This window comes from Priestia megaterium NBRC 15308 = ATCC 14581 (assembly GCF_000832985.1).
GTDB lineage: Bacteria > Bacillota > Bacilli > Bacillales > Bacillaceae_H > Priestia > Priestia megaterium.
In genome coordinates, this window is the sequence record NZ_CP009920.1 from 3,797,760 (window position 1) to 3,817,311 (window position 19,552).

Here is a 19,552-nt window from a genome sequence, read left to right on the forward strand (position 1 = left end):
TTTAACACCCTTTATGTAAATGATGGTTGTTATTCTTTGTAGAGGAGCACTTGTTATGCGAATTATTAATATTAGAGAACAGGTAGAGTACAAAGATAAAGCTATTGAATATATTCAGAGTAAGTGGGCGAGTAAAGAGAATTTAAGACTTTATGAAGACTGTATTATACATAGCTTAAAGACAAATAGTTGTCTTCCAGTTTGGTACTTGTTAGAAGATAAAGGAGAAATTATCGGCTGTGCAGGGCTTATCACCAACGATTTTATAAGTCGAATGGATTTATGGCCCTGGGTGTGTGCTCTTTATATTGAAGAAAGTTATCGAGGTAAATCCTTAGGTGAGCAACTTCTTTTAAAGTTGAAAGAAAATACGAAAGATGCCGGATTTGATAATCTTTATTTATGCACTAACCACGTTGGATACTATGAAAAGTATGACTTTATATATATAGGTGATGGTTATCATCCATGGGGGAGTAGTTCAAGAATCTATAGGGCTAATTTAATTAAACTGTGATTGTATTTAATAGATTAACTATTAATTTTTATTTGAAATGTTTTTAACTGTTTCAATCAGTGAATAGCGGGTATAGGTTGATTATACAAGCGTAGTGCCCCCCAGGAACATGCATGTATATTTCTTTTTCTTACTTACCCTGTTTGAACCCTCCTATTGTGGCGGGTTCTTTTTTTGTGTTTAAAAGATACAACTTTTTAGACTATATACACCGGACACCTTAATCATATCTTATACTCAATGAATCAATGCAACAACAGTGTTACGAGATGAAAGAGGTTCAGTGTAGTTTTGAATTGCGGTAGCAAAAACGACCGTTACGTACTAAAGGCTAGCTTTTTATATGTGCTCTAGAAAGAAGCATTATGTTGACTAGGAGTGAATGTAAGAGAGATTGTAGAAATACTATGGACAGATATAGCCAAATTTTTAATTGGTAAAATATTTTTTGTGATTTTACGCGCTTTGCTTATGCCAATTTTCATTTTTTTCATAGTATGTACTATAAATGTATAGGGAGGTGAAGTTATGCCAGGACGTCGTAGTGGAGATCGTCGTACATCTCAATCTCGCTCTATAGTAGATAATTTTCGAAGAGGAGATAAAATTCAAGTTTTTTCTGCTGGAAGACAGCTTGATGGCAATGGTACGTTTATTCGAGCAGAAGGCGGATTTTTAGTATGGGAAGATAATTCAGGTAATAGAAATACGACTAGTTTAGAAAGTATCAGCGTTCGCAGATTAAGAAAACGTAGTTGCTAATCTTTTGGACAGGCTCTGATTTTATATAAATAAAAAAACACCTTCAAGCTGAAAACCGGGTATGGGGTACCGAGCAATCACTTGGAGGTGTTTTTTCTCATGAAAAACTGGTGATTTCGTTTTGAATGTATTCATTAGTTAGCATTTTTAGAGATTAATTTAGTTAACCACTATAGATTAATACCTTTCATAAGACGGAAGGTTTCAAGAAGTAAAACGTTTAACCCTAGCCATACGCCTCCAAATACATATCCTGCTGCAATATCGCTGGGATATTGTATGCTGAGATACAAACGACTAATCGCAATAAGCAACAAAATAAGAATGGCTGCTATTGGTGCTAATGTAGGAACCCATAATCTTTTAGAGTGTCGAACCAGCATAAACACAGCAAACCCATAAATAACAAAAGCCATTAAAGACTGTTCGCTTGGAAAGGTGTATGAAAGGTGTTCTATTAACGACTTTCTAATAGGGGAGAAATGATGGAAAATTCGTCTCAGACTTTCTTCGTACAGCTCTCCGCCGCCTGCAACAGCTACCAGAGATAATAATTCAATTTTTTTATCTCTGCCTTTCCATAAAATCCATACAAGTGTAAAGAAAATCAATGCTACCAGAACTTGCCTGGATCCCAGCGTGAAAAATACCCGCATTGGTACATTCCAATCTTTATTAAAAAGGGCTGTTATTAATAGACTCGTTATTTTGTTAAAATCTCCAAACTCGTTTGCGATAAAGTCTTGCGTCATTCCAATCATAAGCAGAATAAACCCTAATGTTACTAATGCTGTAAATATAAAAACAAGCCCTGCCCGTTTCCGCGTATGAAACACATTTACTATCCACTTGAGACAATTAATTGCTATCTTTTTAATCGTTACTTTGAACTTTTTATAAATGTAAATAGCAACGAACAAACTTACAGCTACAATCATCCCAATGATAAAGTACTTCTTGATAGAATGATGAAACTGTTCCCACTGAGGTCCTAATAACTTTCCTAGAGTAATAAATGTGGTGACCCAAAGAAATGATCCGCTATAGGCGTACAGTGCATACGTACGAAAAGGAAGCCGAGTAATTCCTGAAAAATATCCTGTAATATGTCTAATAACTGGGAGGAAATAAGCAATAATCAACAGTTTGTTTCCATGTACACTAAACCATTTTGACATTCTTTCAATTCGCTCTGGCCCCATATGAAGAGTTTTTCCGTATTTATCAAAAAAAGGAGTCCCTAACTTATAACCAACTCCGTAGGCTATGGTCATTCCAACCATACTGCCCATACCGGCAACCAAGATACTTCCCACCCAGCTCAAATGTCCTTGAAAGGCAAGAACCCCAGCGTAGCCCATGAGCAGCTCCCCTGGAAGAGGAAGAGCAAGAAGTTCCAGCATCAATGCTAGAAACAGCACGATATATCCGTATTGATTTATATAAGATGTGATAAAATCCATGGTTTGTCCTTCTTTCATAGTATGTATTTACCTAAAGCACAGTTAGTAACTTGAATTTTATTGAAAATAGGAGAAGTGAAAAGAGTAATTTCACCTTTGTTTTTTTAATGTAGCACTATTTATAAAAAAAACTGGATTTTTCATTGATTTTTAATGTTATTTTTAGCCTATTTTTAATTACAAAACGTAGACTGAAAATGTGCTATTTGAAAGCTCAGCTTAAGACTGTATGTTTTTCTAATAAATAGTGTAAGAAATTCCTAAACAATCTATGTAACGAAAAAGAAGAAAAGATACACCACACAAATTGATTAAAAAGGCTAAATACCCGGTATTAATTTTTTATCATGTTTACTCTTTTATTAGTAGAGTAATTTTTTACTCGTATAAACAAGAGAACAAAAAGGTGCGTGAAACAGCCCAGGCTTTACCACATTGCAAAAGCATAAAACTACAAGGAGGGAAAGTCATGAATAATCGCGAGAAAGATAAATACCTCATTCTTTCCGCTACATTTGGAGAGGGACATAAACAAGTGGCAAATGCGATAAGCGAGGCAGTAAATGAGATGGTTGCTGATGCTGAGCCTATTACCATGGATATCATGGAGTGGATTCATCCCAACCTCTATCCAATCAGCCACTATATTTATAAAAAAAGCATTAAGAAGTTTCCTCAAGTGTATAGCTTTTTGTATAAAAAAACTCGTGTAAAAAATTCGTTTTCCGTTAAGCTAAATTCGATCTTTTTATCGGGCATGCAAGCTGTGCTTAAAATCATACAGGAAATAAAACCGAAAGTAGTGGTTAGTACCTATCCATTTGCCGCCGGGATTATATCAAGATTAAAAGAGCAAGGGTTAATTGATATTCCAGCGGTAACCATCATCACAGATTATACGGATCATTCTTATTGGATTCATCCCTCTACAGATCAATATGTGGTAGGATCTGCTCGATTGCGTGATCAATTAATTGTGTTAGGGGTAGAGGCAAACAAAATTAAAAACACTGGAATACCTGTACGGAAAAGATTTATGGATGTTCTTCCAAAAGACCTTCTCTTAGATAAATATATGATCAATCCAAATATGTTCACCCTGCTCATCATGGGAGGGGGAGATGGATTTTTTGGAAAAGGGATTTCAACCTTTAAGGCATTAGAATCCATTTCCACACCGATTCAACTTTTTATAGTATGTGGTAAAAATAAGAAATTAAAAACACAATTAGAATGGGAATTAAAAGGCTCGAAGCATGACGTGAGAATTTTTGGATACTGTGACAAGGTTGAAGAATTAATGGCTATTTCAGATTTAATGATCAGCAAGCCGGGGGGAGTAACAACCTCTGAGGCAATGGCGATGGATTTACCAATACTGCTTTATCATTCGTTACCAGGACAAGAAGAAGACAATGCAGAGTATTTATGTCGTTCGGGATTCGCACTGTCTGCAAAGTCAGAAAAAGAGTTAATTGCGCAAATTGAAAATCTTGTCCGCGATTCAGCACCTTTAAGATGGATGAAACAAAGAATGAAAAAATATCAAACCAAAACATCATCCATAGACGCTCTCCATGTCATTATCGAAGCAGCAAGACGCGGTCCATTACGTAACGTAACAGATAGTAGAACGATACAAAAGCAAAAGGAGATAGAGGTGAGTATATAATATGGAGTTCATGATTTTTGCTATTATTTTTTTTATTTTATTATACACCGTTATTCCGTATTTCTTATCACGTGGTCTAGGAGTGAACGTAGTTAAAAGAGGAAGGGATTTATCTAAAATTGCTTTTACGTTTGATGATGGTCCGAACCCTATTTATACGCCGATACTTCTTGATTTATTGAAGAAAAATGAGGTGAAGGCAACCTTTTTTGTGGTCGGTACTAAAGCAAAAAAGTACCCTGAACTGATTCAGCGCATGCATAATGAAGGGCACTTAATCGGAATTCATAACTACGTACATCACTCCAACTGGTTTATGTCGCCTTGGAAAGTTAGAAATGGACTTAATAATACAGCCAAGGTGATTAAATCTATCACTGGAGTCACACCTATTTATTATCGCCCGCCTTGGGGAATGCTCAACCTTTTCGATTTTATGAGAAGAGGTAAATATAAGATTATTCTATGGTCAATCATGGCGGAAGATTGGCGAACCTCTGGCGGAAGCGAAAAGATTAGACAACGCCTAGCCAACATAAAAGGCGGGGATGTCATTTTGCTGCACGACTGCGGAAATACGCTCGGGGCAGAATCTGAAGCTCCAAGAAACACAATTAATGCGTTAAAAGATGTATTAAAAACAGTGCAAACAAAAGGATTCACTTGTGTCCGTGTTGATGAATTGGTAGAAAAGCTATAGGTAGTAAGAGGATTATCTTTATTAAAGCTTGCGAATGAAATTTTAATTCTTGTTATTACCGTAACTAAATATCTTGTCTGCTATAAAAAAGAACCTCTATTTTAAAGAGGTTCTTTTTTATGGTCAGTAAAAATATATGGTAATATAATCATATATTGGTTATATTTATAATTTAGTGATTTTTAAAATCTGTATTGAATCAACAGTCAATTTAAACGAAATCTATGAAAGTAGGGTAATTCTTGAAAAAAGTTATTTTGAAATTCTTTGTATATTTTTTAATCTTCTTTGGAGGAAACTTAATGATTAATATTTTGTTTACCTCTAATTTTGATCTTTTAACAACATTTTCAACCGCTTTTGGAGTTTCCTTTGGGATTGCTATCTTTGAGTATTATACACATAAAAAAGGCAAGGTAGCATAAGGTGCAGTGTTTTTCACCCAATACATAAAAGATTTTATTAGAAACTTAAATGTCATAGTATTAAATTATAAAAATTTTGAGGTTTGAGATGGGAAATTCGTTGAATTACATTTATTTTTTTATTGCCATTTTAGTTAGCTTGTACTTTTTTATCACCAATAAACACTCCAGAAAGCCACTATTCATGTTGTTACTATCGATGCTTTTATTTTATAGCAGCGCGTATTTCTTTTACTATAAGACTTATCCAATTAACTTACTCAGTACATTATCCATACTTGTGCTTTGGTGGATCATCCTTTTATTGCTAAGAGAGATTTACTCTAGAGAAGAAAATATTTTCTGGAATCTTTGTTTAATCTATGTAGCGCTATACCACTATTTGCATTATGTTTTTGATTCATTGGCTCAAAAGAACTTTTTGTATGGATTTATCTTTTATTTTTATACAAATGTAGGATTACTTCTGCTTGGCTTGTACTATTTCTTAAGAGTCTATAAAAATAGAACCGTGCATTAGAATGAAAAAAGCTCTTTGGAGATCAATGTCCACAATTCTTGTGGCGTTAAATTTTTATAACAGATTGCTTTGGAGAAAATCAATTATTTTTCATCATTTAATAAATATTATTAAATCTTATGGACGCCTTGTATATTTTTATATTATTTACCGCACTTTAAAAGAAAAAGGTGAGGCTGATATAATGGCTAAAATAATTCCATCCTTATGCATTTTGCTCGGGGCTTATGTTCTTATTGTATTCATCGACGTTTTTCAGGGAAACTATATGTTTCAATCGTTTTATAACCTAAAACAATATTTTGTAATTGCCCGTGGGGAAGATTATTTTTTGGTTATTTTATTTGCTTCAATATTCCTTGCTGTTAGCATTTTTCCTGTTTTAAAAAAACAATAGCCTCCCTTCTCATGAAAGGGTAGGCTTTATTTTTTGTTTTATATATGCTGTAATCAGCAATAGGATGGGAATTGCTATATGAAAAGGGAGGTGCAATAAATAAGGAACAATTTTGAGTCCTTCATTTATATGAGCTTGGTAACTAGGAGCAATCATCAGTGAGGAGAAAAAAATAACACCGCCAATTAAATAAATGTTTGTAACAGAAGGTTTCATCCGAAACAAATCAGCCGCGCCAATCACTGCACAAAAGAAATAGATGGTTATTTTAACAAAACCTAAAATGACCATGAGAATAAGAATAAAGGTATCCAGTCTTTGAATAAAACTAGCTATGTTAATGTAACTCACAGCTGTAAGAGCCGGGAAAGAGGATCTTAAAACAGTCTCTGGTCCGAGTACACACAAAAGAATAATTGAATTAATGGTTAAGGCAATTCCTCCTATTATAATGGCGGATAAACCAATTGTTGCGGCCTGATTTTTTTTATTTAAATAAGGAAGAATCATAGTAAAGGTAATCAATTCCCCGAAAGGTACAGTAATGCCAAGAGGGACTAACTCTTTTCCTATGTTTCCCCATCCATTCGCTAATACGGGTTGAAGGTTCTCCACCTTGATGTAGCCTCCTACTACATACAAAATATTTAATATAAAAAGAGTCAGTAAAATAACAACAAAACATAAGCATGTAACTCGTGCGAATGCTTCTATTCCTAAGTGAGTACTATAAATTAACACAAAGGTCATGCATATACCCAGTGTAATAATCGATGTAACATAGTAAGAAGAGCTAATTAGTAATTCTTCAAAATCACGTAGTACTCTGGAAGCAATATAAACAAAATATATAATATAACAAAAGCTGATAGCACCGCCTACGTACGTATTTACCCCAGATTTTAATGAGGTAGCCAGTCAAAGGCATATTAGGGTATCTCTTATATAAGGAGATATAGACTAAATACAGTAAACATCCAAAAAAAGTAGCCAAAAGGGGGACTATCCATGCATCTTGCCTAGCAGCCTTTCCGATATCTAAAAGCAGCGTACTGCCTAATATAAAGATAAACATCATACAAAATAATTGAAACCCGTCGATTTTTATTTTAGTCAATGCTTTTTCAGCTCCTCATCTAATTTACTTCATAAGGATTTGTCCGCATTCCGGTATTTACAATACTGACGTTCACATTCATCGATACCTTCGCACTTGAAAATAGATTCTCCCAATTCTGTTTATGCTGACGCCAATAACTAGGGTTGGTTCGAGACAAGCTATCACCAAAGCCAAATATATCTGCCTTTTCTTTTTGTGCGATGCGAATAGTTTTTGTGATTTCCTTTTGTAATTCCTTTTGTACTTCTTTTTCCAATTCTTTCAATACCTTAGGGTTGTTTAAATCTTTTTGGCATGATGTTTCCGTAATTTCTCCCACGACGTTCAAATCTGTATGAATGAAAGGTTGTCCACGGCGGATTGCTGTTTTTATTTGGCCTTTTATTCCAGTCGCTGTAACTGTGATATTCTCATTTATATTACAAGGGAAAACAAGGGCTGTGCTTTTCACTTCAGACGTAACAAGTTGAACAGATCGAGCCTCATCGCCATCTAGCCATCGAACTAATTTTCCTTTTCTAAACATGGCTAATCCTTTTACCTGCATAGCACTTGGGCTGGTATTCTCTAAATTGCCTGCTTCTTCTGCCTTCTGAGAGGGCTTGTTAATGCTGATTCCAGGAAGAGATAGATCTTTTCCCTCACTCAAAAGCATAGAAATAACTTCATATGCTTGTACATTACTAACTATTCCGTACATTTTTTGATTATTCTGGCTGGTACTTAGGATACTTTTGACTGGAGTAACCTCAAAAGGTTCAATCACACCGAGCAATTTCTCAGCAGTCCCATCACGTGCAATAAAAACTGGAATACTTGTACGAGCTTGTTTGCCTCGATCCAAAGCATCAAATAATAAGCTAAGGTCATTTCTTGCTAATTTTTCACCTATAATGATAAGCGAAAGATGTGAAGTAATATGTTCTCTTGGAATGACGATGGAGGCTTTTTTTAATGCCTCTACTAGTGTTTTGGCAGTTACTGTGTAGTTAATGACAGGAAGACCCTGTCCTCCTGACGAACTGCCCTGTGATAAACCACTTGGATTAATGATCTGATAGGTTACTTTATAAGGTTGTTCCAAATTTTCGTTCTCATCAATTCCCAATCCTATAATAACTCCTATTTGGTTTAATTCTCGGTAATTCGAACATCCTGAAACGCATAAACAAATGGCAGCGATCCATAAAAGCGAAAGATAAGTTTTCATTTTCTATCCTCATTCATCTTTATACGACGTCTATTTATTTTGATGTTTTTTCAACAGAGATGGTAAAGAGAATCGAACTAAAGTATCCTTTTGCTCTTTAAAATCAAAGGGAGCAAAAGGTGAAAAGTAGGGAATACCAAAAGATCTTAGACTACTTATATGAAGCCATATACATAAGGTCATAAGCAAAATTCCATATAAGCCAATAAATGCTGAAATTAGAATCAAGATAAACCGAAAACCACGGGCCGCATTGACAATGCTAGTAGATGGCAGTGTAAAATTGCTGATGGCAGAAATAGCAACAATAATTACAACAGCCGCTGATACAAAACCTGCTTCTACAGCTGCTTGTCCTAAAATCAGTGCTCCTACAATGGAGACTGCTGGTCCGATTGCTCTAGGCATTCGGATTCCGGCTTCTCGCAACATCTCAAAAGCTAGTTCCATCACTATCATTTCTACAATTGCTGGAAAAGGAACTCTTTCTCTTTGCGCCATTAAGCTGACCATTAATGTGTTTGGAATAAGTCCCTGATGATGCGTAATCAATGCTAAATAGATAGCAGATGCATACATAGAAAGAAAAAAAGAACCAAATCTTAGTATCCTTAAAAAGGAGGAAATGTAATAATTCTGATAATAATCTTCGGGAGACTGAAAAAATTGAGAAAAAATAGCAGGCGCAATTAATACAAAAGGTGTTCCTTGTACAATAATAGCAATTCGACCTTCTAATAAATTTCCTACAACGGCATCAGGTCGTTCCGTATTTAATAGAAGTGGAAAAATAGTGGTCCTATCATCCCGGATAAATTCCTCAATATAGTTCGACTCAAGGACCCCATCTACCTTAATCTCTTTTAAACGTTCTTTGATTTCCTCTACAATACGTTCATCTGCATTCCCTTGGATATACATGATTCCTATATCTGTTTGGGTTACGCTTCCAATTTTCATGCTGTCTAAGCGTAAATTAGAATCCTGAATTCTAGCTCGTATCAAGGAGGTATTAGTCCTTAAATTCTCTGTAAAACTATCTTTGGGTCCTCTAACAACAGTTTGACTGGTTGGTTCTGTTACTGCGCGGGACTGAAGTTTTTTTGTATTGCCAATGAAAATTTTAGAACTTCCATTCAGTAGTATGACCGTATCACCAGTTAAAACTGCCGACACAAATTCATGCCAATTCTCTTTTATAGTCAATTGAGATACAGTCAATATTTGAGGTATTTGTTCTTCTATCTCTTTGACGGTTACTACTTGATTACTTTCTTTAAGCCACTGAATAAGAGGCGTCATGATATTCTCATTTATAATGTTTTCATCTGCTAATCCGTCAACGTGAATAACGGCTGCTTTTAACGTTTTTTGATACGGAGACTCAACCATTCGAAACGATATATCAGAACTATTTCCTAATTCGTTTAATAGTCTCTCTATATTTTTATTTACATCATCATATAAGGGAGCTGCTGAACAATCTGGTGTCTTTTCTCTATTAGAGCTTTTCAGAAGATATTTTTGTCGCACGTTTTACCACCTTTTATATGAATGAATATTTGTTATACAACGAGTAACGTTATCATTCCTATAAAATGTAAAAAATATGCACATGAGGAAAATACATAAAATAAAATGATAGGAAATGTATCTAACTTTGTTTTCTATTTTGTCGCATTAGTTGAATGTCAAAGTAGAGCTGAGGATTCTTTAGAGTTTTTAGATGAAAATCAAAGCGGGTTAGCTAGTATTACTTTATATCCAGTGACAGATCAGAAGGTATTGTTTTAAGAGTGAAGTAATTGGAGAGAAAAGCACCTCACACTTCTCTGTATATCTGATGTTTTTATAACCGATATCGTACATTGTCATAATTAAAAATGAAGTGAATATTCACATTGATTGATTCCAAAATTCCCAATGCAAAAGAATAAAAAGCCCTCTCTTAAGTTTAATTGCTTAGAGATTGGGCTTTTGTATAGGAATATCTTCAGTATTATAAATGAATTTCTACGCTACGTTTCTCTTAAACAAATGGGAGTTATCTTTTATGCCTTAACAGTCTGTTTTTTTACAGGAATGTAGATATCAATCTCTTTATTTTCTGAACCATAACATCTTTTATCATACAGTTCAAATTCCATTGATCCGTAGTGCTCATAACCCGATTCAGGGAACCATTCTGTAAAAACATAATTCCATGTGGACTGAATGGAAGAAGTAAAAGATTCTTCATTTGATTTTGGTGTAGTAAATACGGCATAGTCTAGTTCAGGGAAACTTCTGTAAACTGTTCCTTTAGGCGCTGAAGTGCCTTCCTTTACTTCCATGCCAATTACATAAACAAACTCACCCGTTTCAGGATTAAAATCGGTGCAAATACCAAGCTCCGTGTTTTCTTTTAAGGGATTGGGGATTTTAGAGCCTAATCTATTTTGCATGTACTGTTGCCAAAATTCAGGAATGTCTTTGTTATTCTGGCCACCCTCGTTCTTCGTTTTTAGCTCATATCCAATGACATAAAAAGCAGATTTAGTGACTAGTTTTGGTTCCATCTTATTTCCTCCTGACAAAAGTGTGGTAGTTAGGTAGGCTTTTCCCCGCAGCGGTCCAGATATTCTCCTTGCGTTACGGTATTGCTTCGGCGAAACATCATAAAAGTTTTTGAACGCTCTGTTAAATGATTCTTGATAGTGGAAACCAACATCAAGTGCGATATCAATGACTTTTTCATCTGTGAAAAATAAGCGTTCTGCTGCGCGTGTAAGTCTTCGTTTCCTCACATAATCCATCACCGATTCTCCAACCATGGCTTGGAAGACACGGTGATAATGAAAAGGAGAAAAGCAAGCAATTTCTGCTAACTTTTCTAAAGTAATTTGTGTCTCCAAATTCTCCTCAATGTAATCTAGCGTTCTTTGTATGCAAGTTACATAATTCATTTACATTCACCTACCTTACGTTCACTATAACAGCAAACAAATCGTTGTTCTTAACATTTTTTGCTATATTCAATTAGATGAGGGTAGTTTTGCAATATACGCCTCTAGATGTATAGTCCTAAGGGGATTTTAATGTTAAAATTTTCTATGTAAATTAATGGGATTAATACATTGGTAAAGGGAGCGTTCGAATTGAAGAAACTTTATTTTAGCTTAATGATTATTTTTTTATTAGGTGCTTGTTCTTATCAGGAAAGTACAAAAGAAGTTAGTGAAGAAATTGTATTACCAACTTCTATATTTAGTTCATCGAAAAATAATGCTGTAATTGATGAAAAGGAAATGAAAGAAAGTATAAAGACTTACTTAAATACTAACGAGGATTTATCCAATATCAGTGATCAATTTGAAGAAATGATGGATTCTGATCAACAGCTAACTAAAGCTGAAGCGAAAAAACTTGAACAACTAAACGATCTGGTCAAAGAAAATGATCGTAACTTTTCCACATATATCTCGCACAATACTCTACCAGAAGGATATAAAAAAGAGTCAGAGAGAATTAGCCGCTTTATTATGGGTTCCAATCAAATTTTGGATGAACTGGATCAAGCCATCGATGACATGGTTGAGCATATAAGCGAAGGAGATTTTTCTGAAACAGAAATTGAGTCACTTATGAATAAAAATGAAGGTGTAAATGGAAGGGAACAGAAAAAGATAGAGAATTTTCTAGATGACAAAAATATTGATACAAAAGCTTTTGGACGAAAGAGTTAAAACAATTTAATAGATTTGCTTTGGTTAGGGGGAGTTTACTATTGGAGTAGTTAAGTCTACAAATAAACTTGCATTTTCTATTATCTATTTAGTCTTCGGTACAGTTTTGGGGATAGTAGCCAAATATTTGGATACTATTGCAGGTGCTGATGGAAGCTGGTGGATGAATATTCTGCCGTATTTCGGGGATTTGTGTTCAAGGACAGGTATTTGGGTACTCATTGCTACCCTTATAGCCGCGTATAGTAAAACCAAAATTAGTGCGGCTCTTAATACATTCATGTTCTTTATAGGAATGCTAACAGGCTATTATATATATTCCGCTTTTCTATTTGGATTTTTTCCAACTAGTTATTTTTTACTGTGGGGAAGTATGGCACTAGCGTCTCCGTTTCTGGCAGCTATTGTATGGATGGCTAAAAATAATTTACGTCTAGCTTGGATATTACCAGCGTTGCCTATGGGGTTATTGCTAAGTCTTTCTTTAGCGGTTGGAGTATTTTATATACATGTAAATTATATTGAAAAGTTCATTATGTATGCTGTTTTATGCGGAGTCTTTTACAAAAATCCAAAGCAGCTAGCGACAACAATTTCTGTTTCGTTTATCATTTCGTTTATTATCAAACAAGTAAGTCCATTTCACTTTTGATTTAGATTAAGGTTTAAAAAAAATGAAAGTTTACTATGTGAAAAGGGGATTTCGGTAACTAACTATAAATACAATTCAAAACGGCTTTTACATATATATTCTTCAAAATACAGTAATTAGGAAACTTTTATAGAAGTAATTCGTATAAAAGGCAGGAGGTGATGGATATTAACACGGAAAAACGTCTGGATGAAATTGAAAGAAAATTAGATGATTTACATAATAAGATAAGTAAGCAAGAAAATAGAGTAAAGTATAAACCTATCTTTACAATTGTACTCATTTTATCTGCAATTCTCATATTTTTTGTCCTGATAGGTGTTGTAAGCTTTTTTACAGGTTAATTTTTTTACTAATCTCTCAGAATTATTTCTGGGAGACCTTTCATTATTTAAACTAACGACAATTCATTTTGTATAAACTTCTATATAATATACCCGCTTAAAATAAAAGGGGATAAAATTATGATGGGAAATGAAAAGAAACGTTCCACATTTAGTGCGACTTTCCAAATTTACGAACAGCTATTAAAAAAGATCTTACATATGTTCTTTACTAGATAATATTCTACGCCATGTTAACTAAAGATATATATTTTAATAAAATATAAAGTAGTAAAAATGACATTATGGTGTTTACATGGAGGAAGAGCATGAGAAAGTTTTATATTGCTTTATTTAGTCTTTTCTTTTTTATTTCATTAGTAGTTGGATGTCAAAGTAAAGCTGAGAATCCTTTAGAGTTTTCAGGTGAAACCCAAAGCTGGTCAGCTACTATTACGTTATATCCCGTTGAAAATAGTAAAGAAACAGCTCAAATGAACTTAAATTATCTAGGTGGTAAGGTAGAATCCGTAGGAGATTTTGGGATTAATTTAGACACTTCAAATAATCAAAATGAAATTGCAGTAAGAGACGCAAAGTTAAATAAAGAAGGGAATTTCAAAGAAAAAGTAAAGGTTGACGCTAGTAAAGATGTAATTAAACCTGAATATATGACTTTAACTGTTAAATGGAATGAAAAGTCAGAAGATATGATTTTAAAAGTTAAGTAATTAGGAAGAAAAGCACCTTATACTCATCTATATCAAATATTCCCTCAGTTCTTTATCCTTACTATTTGTTAAAATATAATATTATATATCAGGAATTTTATTTTTGCAGTTTAGATTAATATAGTAGCGGTTTTTTGGAAAAATCCTTAGCTCACATAATTTCTAGTTGATTCCTTAAAAGGTGAATGCCCCCTCAAGCCTTCTGAGTAGGGGGCGCTATACGAACATTTTTAAAATCTAATAGAAGATTATTAATGCTCACTTTCGTCTATTTCGTCTTATTTTCACGTAAGTAGTCGGTGATGTACCAATGACGTTCCCGCAGGAGTCTAATGCTTTTACTTGAAAATAGGGACCAACTGCCTGAGCATGGATATCTGTTTCAAATCCAGTACGAGGGCTACTAAATATCACTACTGACAATTTAAAAGGCGTTGGTCCTGCCAGTAACTGCCAAGCAACCGTTTCTGTTGAACCATTCCATGATGCGTAAGCTGTAGCTTGACCGTCATGCAATAAGTCTACCGTTATGCTAGGCGGGTAAAGTGGTAGACCTACCCACTTATTTTTAAACGCTCGATAAGAAAGGTTCTGATTTGGATACCGCATATCATATAACAAATTAAATGAAGGATTTCTTTGTGTATTACCAGCATTCTTAAATTCTGAAAGGTAGGGCTCTTGCCCCCACCCAATGAGTTGATTTCCATTGGAAAGCTTTTGCGCATTTCCTTGACTTGGAACGTATAAAGCTGGGTCATGATAATACGTTCGATCTACATTGGCGACCTTGTGTTTATAGTCTAAGTGAAGAATTAAACCACGCGCCTGTCCCTCAGGAGGAGAGGTTGAAGAGGCACAGCAGGCGTCATCAAACAAGCTTATCCTATTTTCGGACCTATAGCGCGCATCATGCTGCCAAGAAAATGCAGCGTTCGGTCCAAGCTTAAAATCACTTTGTTTTCCACCAAGTTGCCAAATTACCTTTCCCGTTTTTTTATCAATGTTATAAATGGCCCACATATTACGCATACTCACTAGAAGTGTATTGTTTGGCCCTTCTTCGACTGAATTTACGTGGTAGCAATCCCATATATTATTAGAACTTGTCGCGGATGAAGCAGGTACCACTGAATCAGCTGGATTAATATGTTCAAGTGCACTCCAAAAGAAGAGAAGCTCTCCCGTCTCAATGTCTACTTCTTGAATAGAGTAATCATCAAAATACCCGCGTAATGGTCCACCATACTTAGATAAATCTGCAGGTACTTGTTTTACTGCCGTAAACAAAGCCGTATTCCGTTCGGTGATTGTAAACTCATGCACATCAGCTGTAAATCCTTTTTTAGCAAATAATTTTTTAATGACCTTATAATGCTGGTTGATAATTTGAAAATAAGCACCAGGTTCAGGATCGCCTGCTGGAAGGTTTGGGGTTGCGGTTTGAGTTCCTGAAATTGTTCCTTGCCACATCGTAAGAACAGGATTCCCGCAGTACATTTGTACTCGAAAGTCTGTGTTTTGGATATATCTACTAGCAAGTGGTCTAAACCACATTGGATTCCCTGTCTGATCCATAATTAGTGCCCCAGTTTGGCCAATCATCGCTGCTTCATATACCGTATAGGGCGCAACAAATAATAGGCCGGGAGCTGTTCCGGGCTTATCAACATTAATGGTAACCTTCATGGGATGTAAATTAGGAGCCGAAACAAAATTCCATACTTGCGGGTTTGAATGATTGGTGGATGATTGTGAATTAAAATTATCCATTCCCACTCTCATCTCCTCTAAATTTTATTATTAGCACTGTCGAGCTATTAATATGTCATTTACGTCAGAATATGTACATATGTTTTAGGTTTACTTGTGTCTTTTGTTTATTTTAAATGTTAATATGTAAAGACACATGAAATAAATGTAAAAAACGAGCCCTTAGCAGATAAGAGCTCGTTTTTCTTGTTCATATACCATTATATATTATCGATGCAGCAATATTTTAATCGTGTTTAAAGTTGAACTACTAAATAGATAATAAGAGATTTCTTTTATGTCTAAAACACAGACAATTTCAAAAACTTTATGTATAATAAATGCTACATTTTTATTAATAGCTAAGATTAGGAGGTATAAATAATGATACAAGACTTTAATAAATATACGCCCTTTGATTATAACCAAATAAAAAATAACGAACTTGTTCATAGATGGATGAGACCTCTTTCCGCTAACCTGATAGAAGGTCAAACATTAAAGGAAGCCATTCATTTACTAGATATGCACGGTATTGAGGGGTTACCTGTTGTTTCCGCACAACAGAAAGTTATAGGGGTGCTGACAACTCCGGAATTATTGAGATCCTTAACTGGATGCCACTCACTAAATACCAAAGTTGAAGAAGTTATGAAGCCTTCAATAAACAGTGTTAGTCCTCATGACTCTATTGACACAGCTTGGAAAATACAAGGAGGGATTTTACCTGTTATAGATGAAAAAGAAAAATTGGTCGGGTTATTAACTAAAACGGATATTCTTCATTCGTATTCTTTCTATTTAAAGCATCTCCAAGAAAATCCTTATGCTGTTGAAACATTAGACGCTGTTCTAGAAAGCGCTTACGAAGGTATTGTTATTGTGGACACAAATGGAATTATTAAGGAGTTTAACGCGGCCTACTGCCGTTTTTTAGGAAAAAAACGTGAAGAAGCTATTGGAAAACATGTCACAGAGATTATAGAAAATACCCGTGTGCATATCGTTAGTGAAACGGGGACAGATGAAAGAGGTTATGTTCAACGTATCCAAGGTCAAGACATGATTGTTCATCGTATTCCGATTAGAAAGGAAGAGAAAATTGTAGGAGCAATTGGCATGCTTATCTTTGAAGGCGTCAGTGAGCTTTATAATATCTTAGGTCGTATGCAGGAATTGTCCCGAAAAGTAACAGAATCTCATTTGCCAAATCCTGAACAAATAGAGAATAACAATCATTTTGATCAAATTATTGGAGAAAGTCCCGCAATACAAACCGTAAAAGAGATTGCTAGAAAAGCAGCAAAAACACCTTCTACCGTATTAATTACTGGAGAAAGTGGCACCGGAAAAGAATTATTCGCAAAAGCAATTCACTATTCTAGTCCATTTTCAGAAGGACCCTTTGTTAGTATCAATTGTGCCGCTATTCCTGAACAATTACTTGAAGCAGAGTTATTTGGCTATGAGGAAGGAGCATTTACAGGAGCACGCAAAGGAGGAAAGCCAGGTAAATTTGAACAAGCTCATAAAGGTACCTTATTTCTAGATGAAATTGGAGACATGCCCCTACTTATGCAAGCTAAGATACTCCGAGTATTACAAGACAGAGAAGTGGAGCGAGTCGGAGGAATGAAAAGTCAACATGTAGACGTACGAATTATTGCTGCTACTAATAAAAGGTTAGAAGAGCTAGTTAAGAAGGGAGAGTTCCGTGAAGATTTATATTATCGTTTAAACATTATTCGTTTGAGTATTCCGCCACTTATAGAAAGAAAAGAGGATATTCAAATATTACTCATACACCACCTTAAAAATTTTTGTGAAAAGTTTGGAATCATTAAAAAAAGCTTTTCTTTTGAAGCAATGCGGTATTTACAAGAATATCAATGGCCAGGAAATATACGGGAACTTGTCAATACGGTGGAAATGTTAGTAAGTCTAGTAGAAAATCAAGAAATTACGGAAGAAGACTTACCTGCTCATTTTCGAAAAAAAGATACAAGCTCTTTTATAACAGAAAAAAATAGTGATACAAACAGACTCTTAAAAAAGGTAAGAGAAGATATTTTATCTAGTGAAAAAGACACTATTTTGAGAACGCTTGCTGACGTGAACGGTAATAAGGCTGCTGCCGCGAGAATTCTTGGAATTCAGCGTTCTACTCTTTACATAAAATTAAAAAAATACGGATTATAGTTCAAGTGTCTGTATAATCGGACATATATCAAACACTTATGTATTTAAAAATGGACACTTTAACTAAAAGAAGCCTTTGGAATTAAGCTTTTATAATTGGCACGGTTCTTGCATTAATAACAGTGACGTTAATGTAAGGAGGGATTTTATGAAAGGGTATTCAAAATTTTGTATGCCTAACTCAGTCTTTTATGGGGAAAATTCTTTAGCTCAGCTTGGAGAGCAAGTGAGAGCTTATGGAAAGAAAGTACTTTTAATTAGTGATCGTGTTATGGAAAAAATAGGACATGTAAGAAGTTGCGAAAAAATACTAGAGGATTTAAATGTTTCTTATGCTGCATACTTAGATGTTAATACAGAGCCTACGGATTTACACGTTAATGAAGCATTAAACCTGTGTCTAAGAGAGCAATGCGGTGTTATTATCGCAATAGGTGGAGGAAGCTGCATTGATGCTGCCAAAGCTGTAGCTGTAGTAGCAACCAATGGTAGTTATATTGGTGATTTTGCAGGCGGAAAGTCTCCAATTACAGAAGATCCTCTTCCGCTTATTGCAATTCCAACTACGGCTGGAACGGGTTCAGAAGTAACAAATGTTACCGTAATTACGAATACCAAGGAAGATATAAAAATGATGATTAAACATCAAGCATTTCTTCCGAAAGTAGCGATTGTAGATCCAATTTTCACAATTTCTACTCCTCCACAAGTTACAGCAGCAACGGGAATTGATGCACTTTGTCATGCTGTTGAAGCTTATATATCACGTTTATCTCAACCGTTAACGGAAACATTGGCTCTTTCATCGATAGAAGCTATTTTGAACCATTTAAGAAAAGTTTATCAAGATGGAGAGGATTCAGACGCAAGGGAAAAAATGGCCATTGCTTCTATGGAAGCTGGACTTGCTTTTAGTAATGCTTCTGTGACGCTAATTCATGGAATGTCCCGTCCAATTGGTGCTTTATTTCATGTACCTCATGGTATTTCAAATGCAATGTTACTTCCAGCGGTACTTGAATTTACAAAGGAAGCTGCTATCGATTCGCTAGCAAAAATAGGACATCTAATTTATCCAGAATCGAAATCATTAAACAAAGAAGAGCTAGCTGATGTGGCTATTGAGAAAATAAAGCAACTTTGTTGTGACTTAGATATTCCTAATATGAAAGCATGGGGAATAGATGAACGAGAGTTTCAAAAAGTAGTTGATAAAATGGCAACGGATGCACTAGCAAGCGGCAGTCCTGGAAATAACCCAAAAGTGCCTACTCATCAAGAAATAGTGGATTTGTACTATTACTGCTATAACTACAATTTTTCAAGAAGCAAAAATACTGTTGAATCTTAAAAATCTACTAGTTTATCTAAAAGGAGAATGGAA

Annotated in this window: 19 protein-coding genes; 12 read left to right on the forward strand and 7 right to left on the reverse strand. The window is 34.9% G+C overall.

The features are described from left to right. Positions 1-55 precede the first annotated feature (55 nt). Together BG04_RS19645 and BG04_RS19650 are read left to right on the forward strand one after the other, a co-directional pair. Positions 56-517, forward strand: coding sequence for a GNAT family N-acetyltransferase (locus tag BG04_RS19645; RefSeq protein ID WP_016763663.1), 462 nt, complete (start codon positions 56-58; stop codon positions 515-517). Between the two features lie 528 nt (positions 518-1,045). Next, positions 1,046-1,279, forward strand: a complete 234-nt coding sequence (locus tag BG04_RS19650) for a hypothetical protein (RefSeq protein ID WP_051421143.1) — start codon at positions 1,046-1,048, stop codon at positions 1,277-1,279. A 170-nt stretch (positions 1,280-1,449) separates the two neighbouring features. Here the strand turns inward: BG04_RS19650 and BG04_RS19655 are convergent, their stop codons facing one another. Beyond that, positions 1,450-2,742, reverse strand: coding sequence for a VTT domain-containing protein (locus BG04_RS19655; RefSeq protein WP_034655236.1), 1,293 nt, complete (start codon positions 2,740-2,742; stop codon positions 1,450-1,452). A 469-nt stretch (positions 2,743-3,211) separates the two neighbouring features. On the opposite strand from BG04_RS19655, the gene BG04_RS19660 reads away from it, so the two are divergent. From BG04_RS19660 to BG04_RS19670, 4 genes are all read left to right on the forward strand, one after another. Then, entirely contained in the window at positions 3,212-4,414 is a 1,203-nt protein-coding gene (locus BG04_RS19660) for an MGDG synthase family glycosyltransferase (RefSeq protein ID WP_034653120.1), read from the forward strand. A 1-nt stretch (position 4,415) separates the two neighbouring features. Then, positions 4,416-5,114 carry a polysaccharide deacetylase family protein gene (locus BG04_RS19665; RefSeq protein ID WP_034653118.1) on the forward strand — a complete coding sequence of 233 codons (699 nt, stop codon included), beginning with the start codon at positions 4,416-4,418 and terminating at the stop codon, positions 5,112-5,114. Between the two features lie 302 nt (positions 5,115-5,416). After that, positions 5,417-5,539 carry a hypothetical protein gene (locus BG04_RS31685; RefSeq protein ID WP_016763668.1) on the forward strand — a complete coding sequence of 41 codons (123 nt, stop codon included), beginning with the start codon at positions 5,417-5,419 and terminating at the stop codon, positions 5,537-5,539. A gap of 545 nt (positions 5,540-6,084) precedes the next feature. Continuing rightward, the gene (locus tag BG04_RS19670) at positions 6,085-6,456 is read left to right on the forward strand and encodes a YczF family membrane protein (protein ID WP_034653116.1); all 372 of its coding nucleotides are present in this window, start codon (positions 6,085-6,087) and stop codon (positions 6,454-6,456) included. 9 nt (positions 6,457-6,465) lie between these two features. Here BG04_RS19670 and BG04_RS19675 read toward each other — a convergent pair whose 3' ends face one another. The 5 genes from BG04_RS19675 to BG04_RS19690 form a co-directional block, all read right to left on the reverse strand. Then, on the reverse strand, positions 6,466-7,374 hold the full coding sequence (locus tag BG04_RS19675; RefSeq protein WP_282435811.1) for a GerAB/ArcD/ProY family transporter: 909 nt from the start codon (positions 7,372-7,374) through the stop codon (positions 6,466-6,468). After that, the gene (locus BG04_RS31420) at positions 7,271-7,534 is read right to left on the reverse strand and encodes a GerAB/ArcD/ProY family transporter (protein WP_309321519.1); all 264 of its coding nucleotides are present in this window, start codon (positions 7,532-7,534) and stop codon (positions 7,271-7,273) included. Before BG04_RS31420 ends, BG04_RS19675 begins: the two co-directional genes overlap by 104 nt. Positions 7,535-7,592: 58 nt before the next feature. After that, positions 7,593-8,786 (reverse strand): Ger(x)C family spore germination protein, encoded by a 1,194-nt coding sequence (locus BG04_RS19680; protein WP_080621385.1) that lies wholly within the window; start codon positions 8,784-8,786, stop codon positions 7,593-7,595. Positions 8,787-8,816: 30 nt separating this feature from the next. Next, positions 8,817-10,319 (reverse strand): spore germination protein, encoded by a 1,503-nt coding sequence (locus tag BG04_RS19685; protein WP_034653115.1) that lies wholly within the window; start codon positions 10,317-10,319, stop codon positions 8,817-8,819. 518 nt (positions 10,320-10,837) lie between these two features. After that, the gene (locus BG04_RS19690; RefSeq protein ID WP_034653114.1) at positions 10,838-11,731 is read right to left on the reverse strand and encodes an AraC family transcriptional regulator; all 894 of its coding nucleotides are present in this window, start codon (positions 11,729-11,731) and stop codon (positions 10,838-10,840) included. A 192-nt stretch (positions 11,732-11,923) separates the two neighbouring features. Here BG04_RS19690 and BG04_RS19695 point away from each other — a divergent pair, with 192 nt between their 5' ends. The 4 genes from BG04_RS19695 to BG04_RS19710 all read left to right on the forward strand — a co-directional run bounded on the left by BG04_RS19695 (position 11,924) and on the right by BG04_RS19710 (position 14,217). Further along, positions 11,924-12,511 (forward strand): NDxxF motif lipoprotein, encoded by a 588-nt coding sequence (locus BG04_RS19695; RefSeq protein WP_034653112.1) that lies wholly within the window; start codon positions 11,924-11,926, stop codon positions 12,509-12,511. 127 nt (positions 12,512-12,638) lie between these two features. Beyond that, complete coding sequence (locus BG04_RS19700) at positions 12,639-13,163, forward strand: hypothetical protein (protein ID WP_230586575.1); 525 nt, start codon at positions 12,639-12,641, stop codon at positions 13,161-13,163. Between the two features lie 161 nt (positions 13,164-13,324). Then, positions 13,325-13,507, forward strand: coding sequence for a hypothetical protein (locus BG04_RS19705; RefSeq protein WP_034653110.1), 183 nt, complete (start codon positions 13,325-13,327; stop codon positions 13,505-13,507). A gap of 308 nt (positions 13,508-13,815) precedes the next feature. Then, positions 13,816-14,217, forward strand: coding sequence for a hypothetical protein (locus tag BG04_RS19710; protein WP_034653108.1), 402 nt, complete (start codon positions 13,816-13,818; stop codon positions 14,215-14,217). 258 nt (positions 14,218-14,475) lie between these two features. Here BG04_RS19710 and BG04_RS19715 read toward each other — a convergent pair whose 3' ends face one another. Further along, positions 14,476-15,990 (reverse strand): arylsulfotransferase family protein, encoded by a 1,515-nt coding sequence (locus BG04_RS19715; RefSeq protein ID WP_034655232.1) that lies wholly within the window; start codon positions 15,988-15,990, stop codon positions 14,476-14,478. A gap of 363 nt (positions 15,991-16,353) precedes the next feature. Between BG04_RS19715 and BG04_RS19720 the strand changes: the two genes are divergently transcribed. After that, positions 16,354-18,168 carry a sigma-54-dependent Fis family transcriptional regulator gene (locus BG04_RS19720; RefSeq protein ID WP_034653107.1) on the forward strand — a complete coding sequence of 605 codons (1,815 nt, stop codon included), beginning with the start codon at positions 16,354-16,356 and terminating at the stop codon, positions 18,166-18,168. Positions 18,169-18,316: 148 nt separating this feature from the next. Continuing rightward, positions 18,317-19,519 carry an iron-containing alcohol dehydrogenase gene (locus tag BG04_RS19725; protein ID WP_034653105.1) on the forward strand — a complete coding sequence of 401 codons (1,203 nt, stop codon included), beginning with the start codon at positions 18,317-18,319 and terminating at the stop codon, positions 19,517-19,519. The last annotated feature ends 33 nt before the right edge of the window (positions 19,520-19,552 follow it).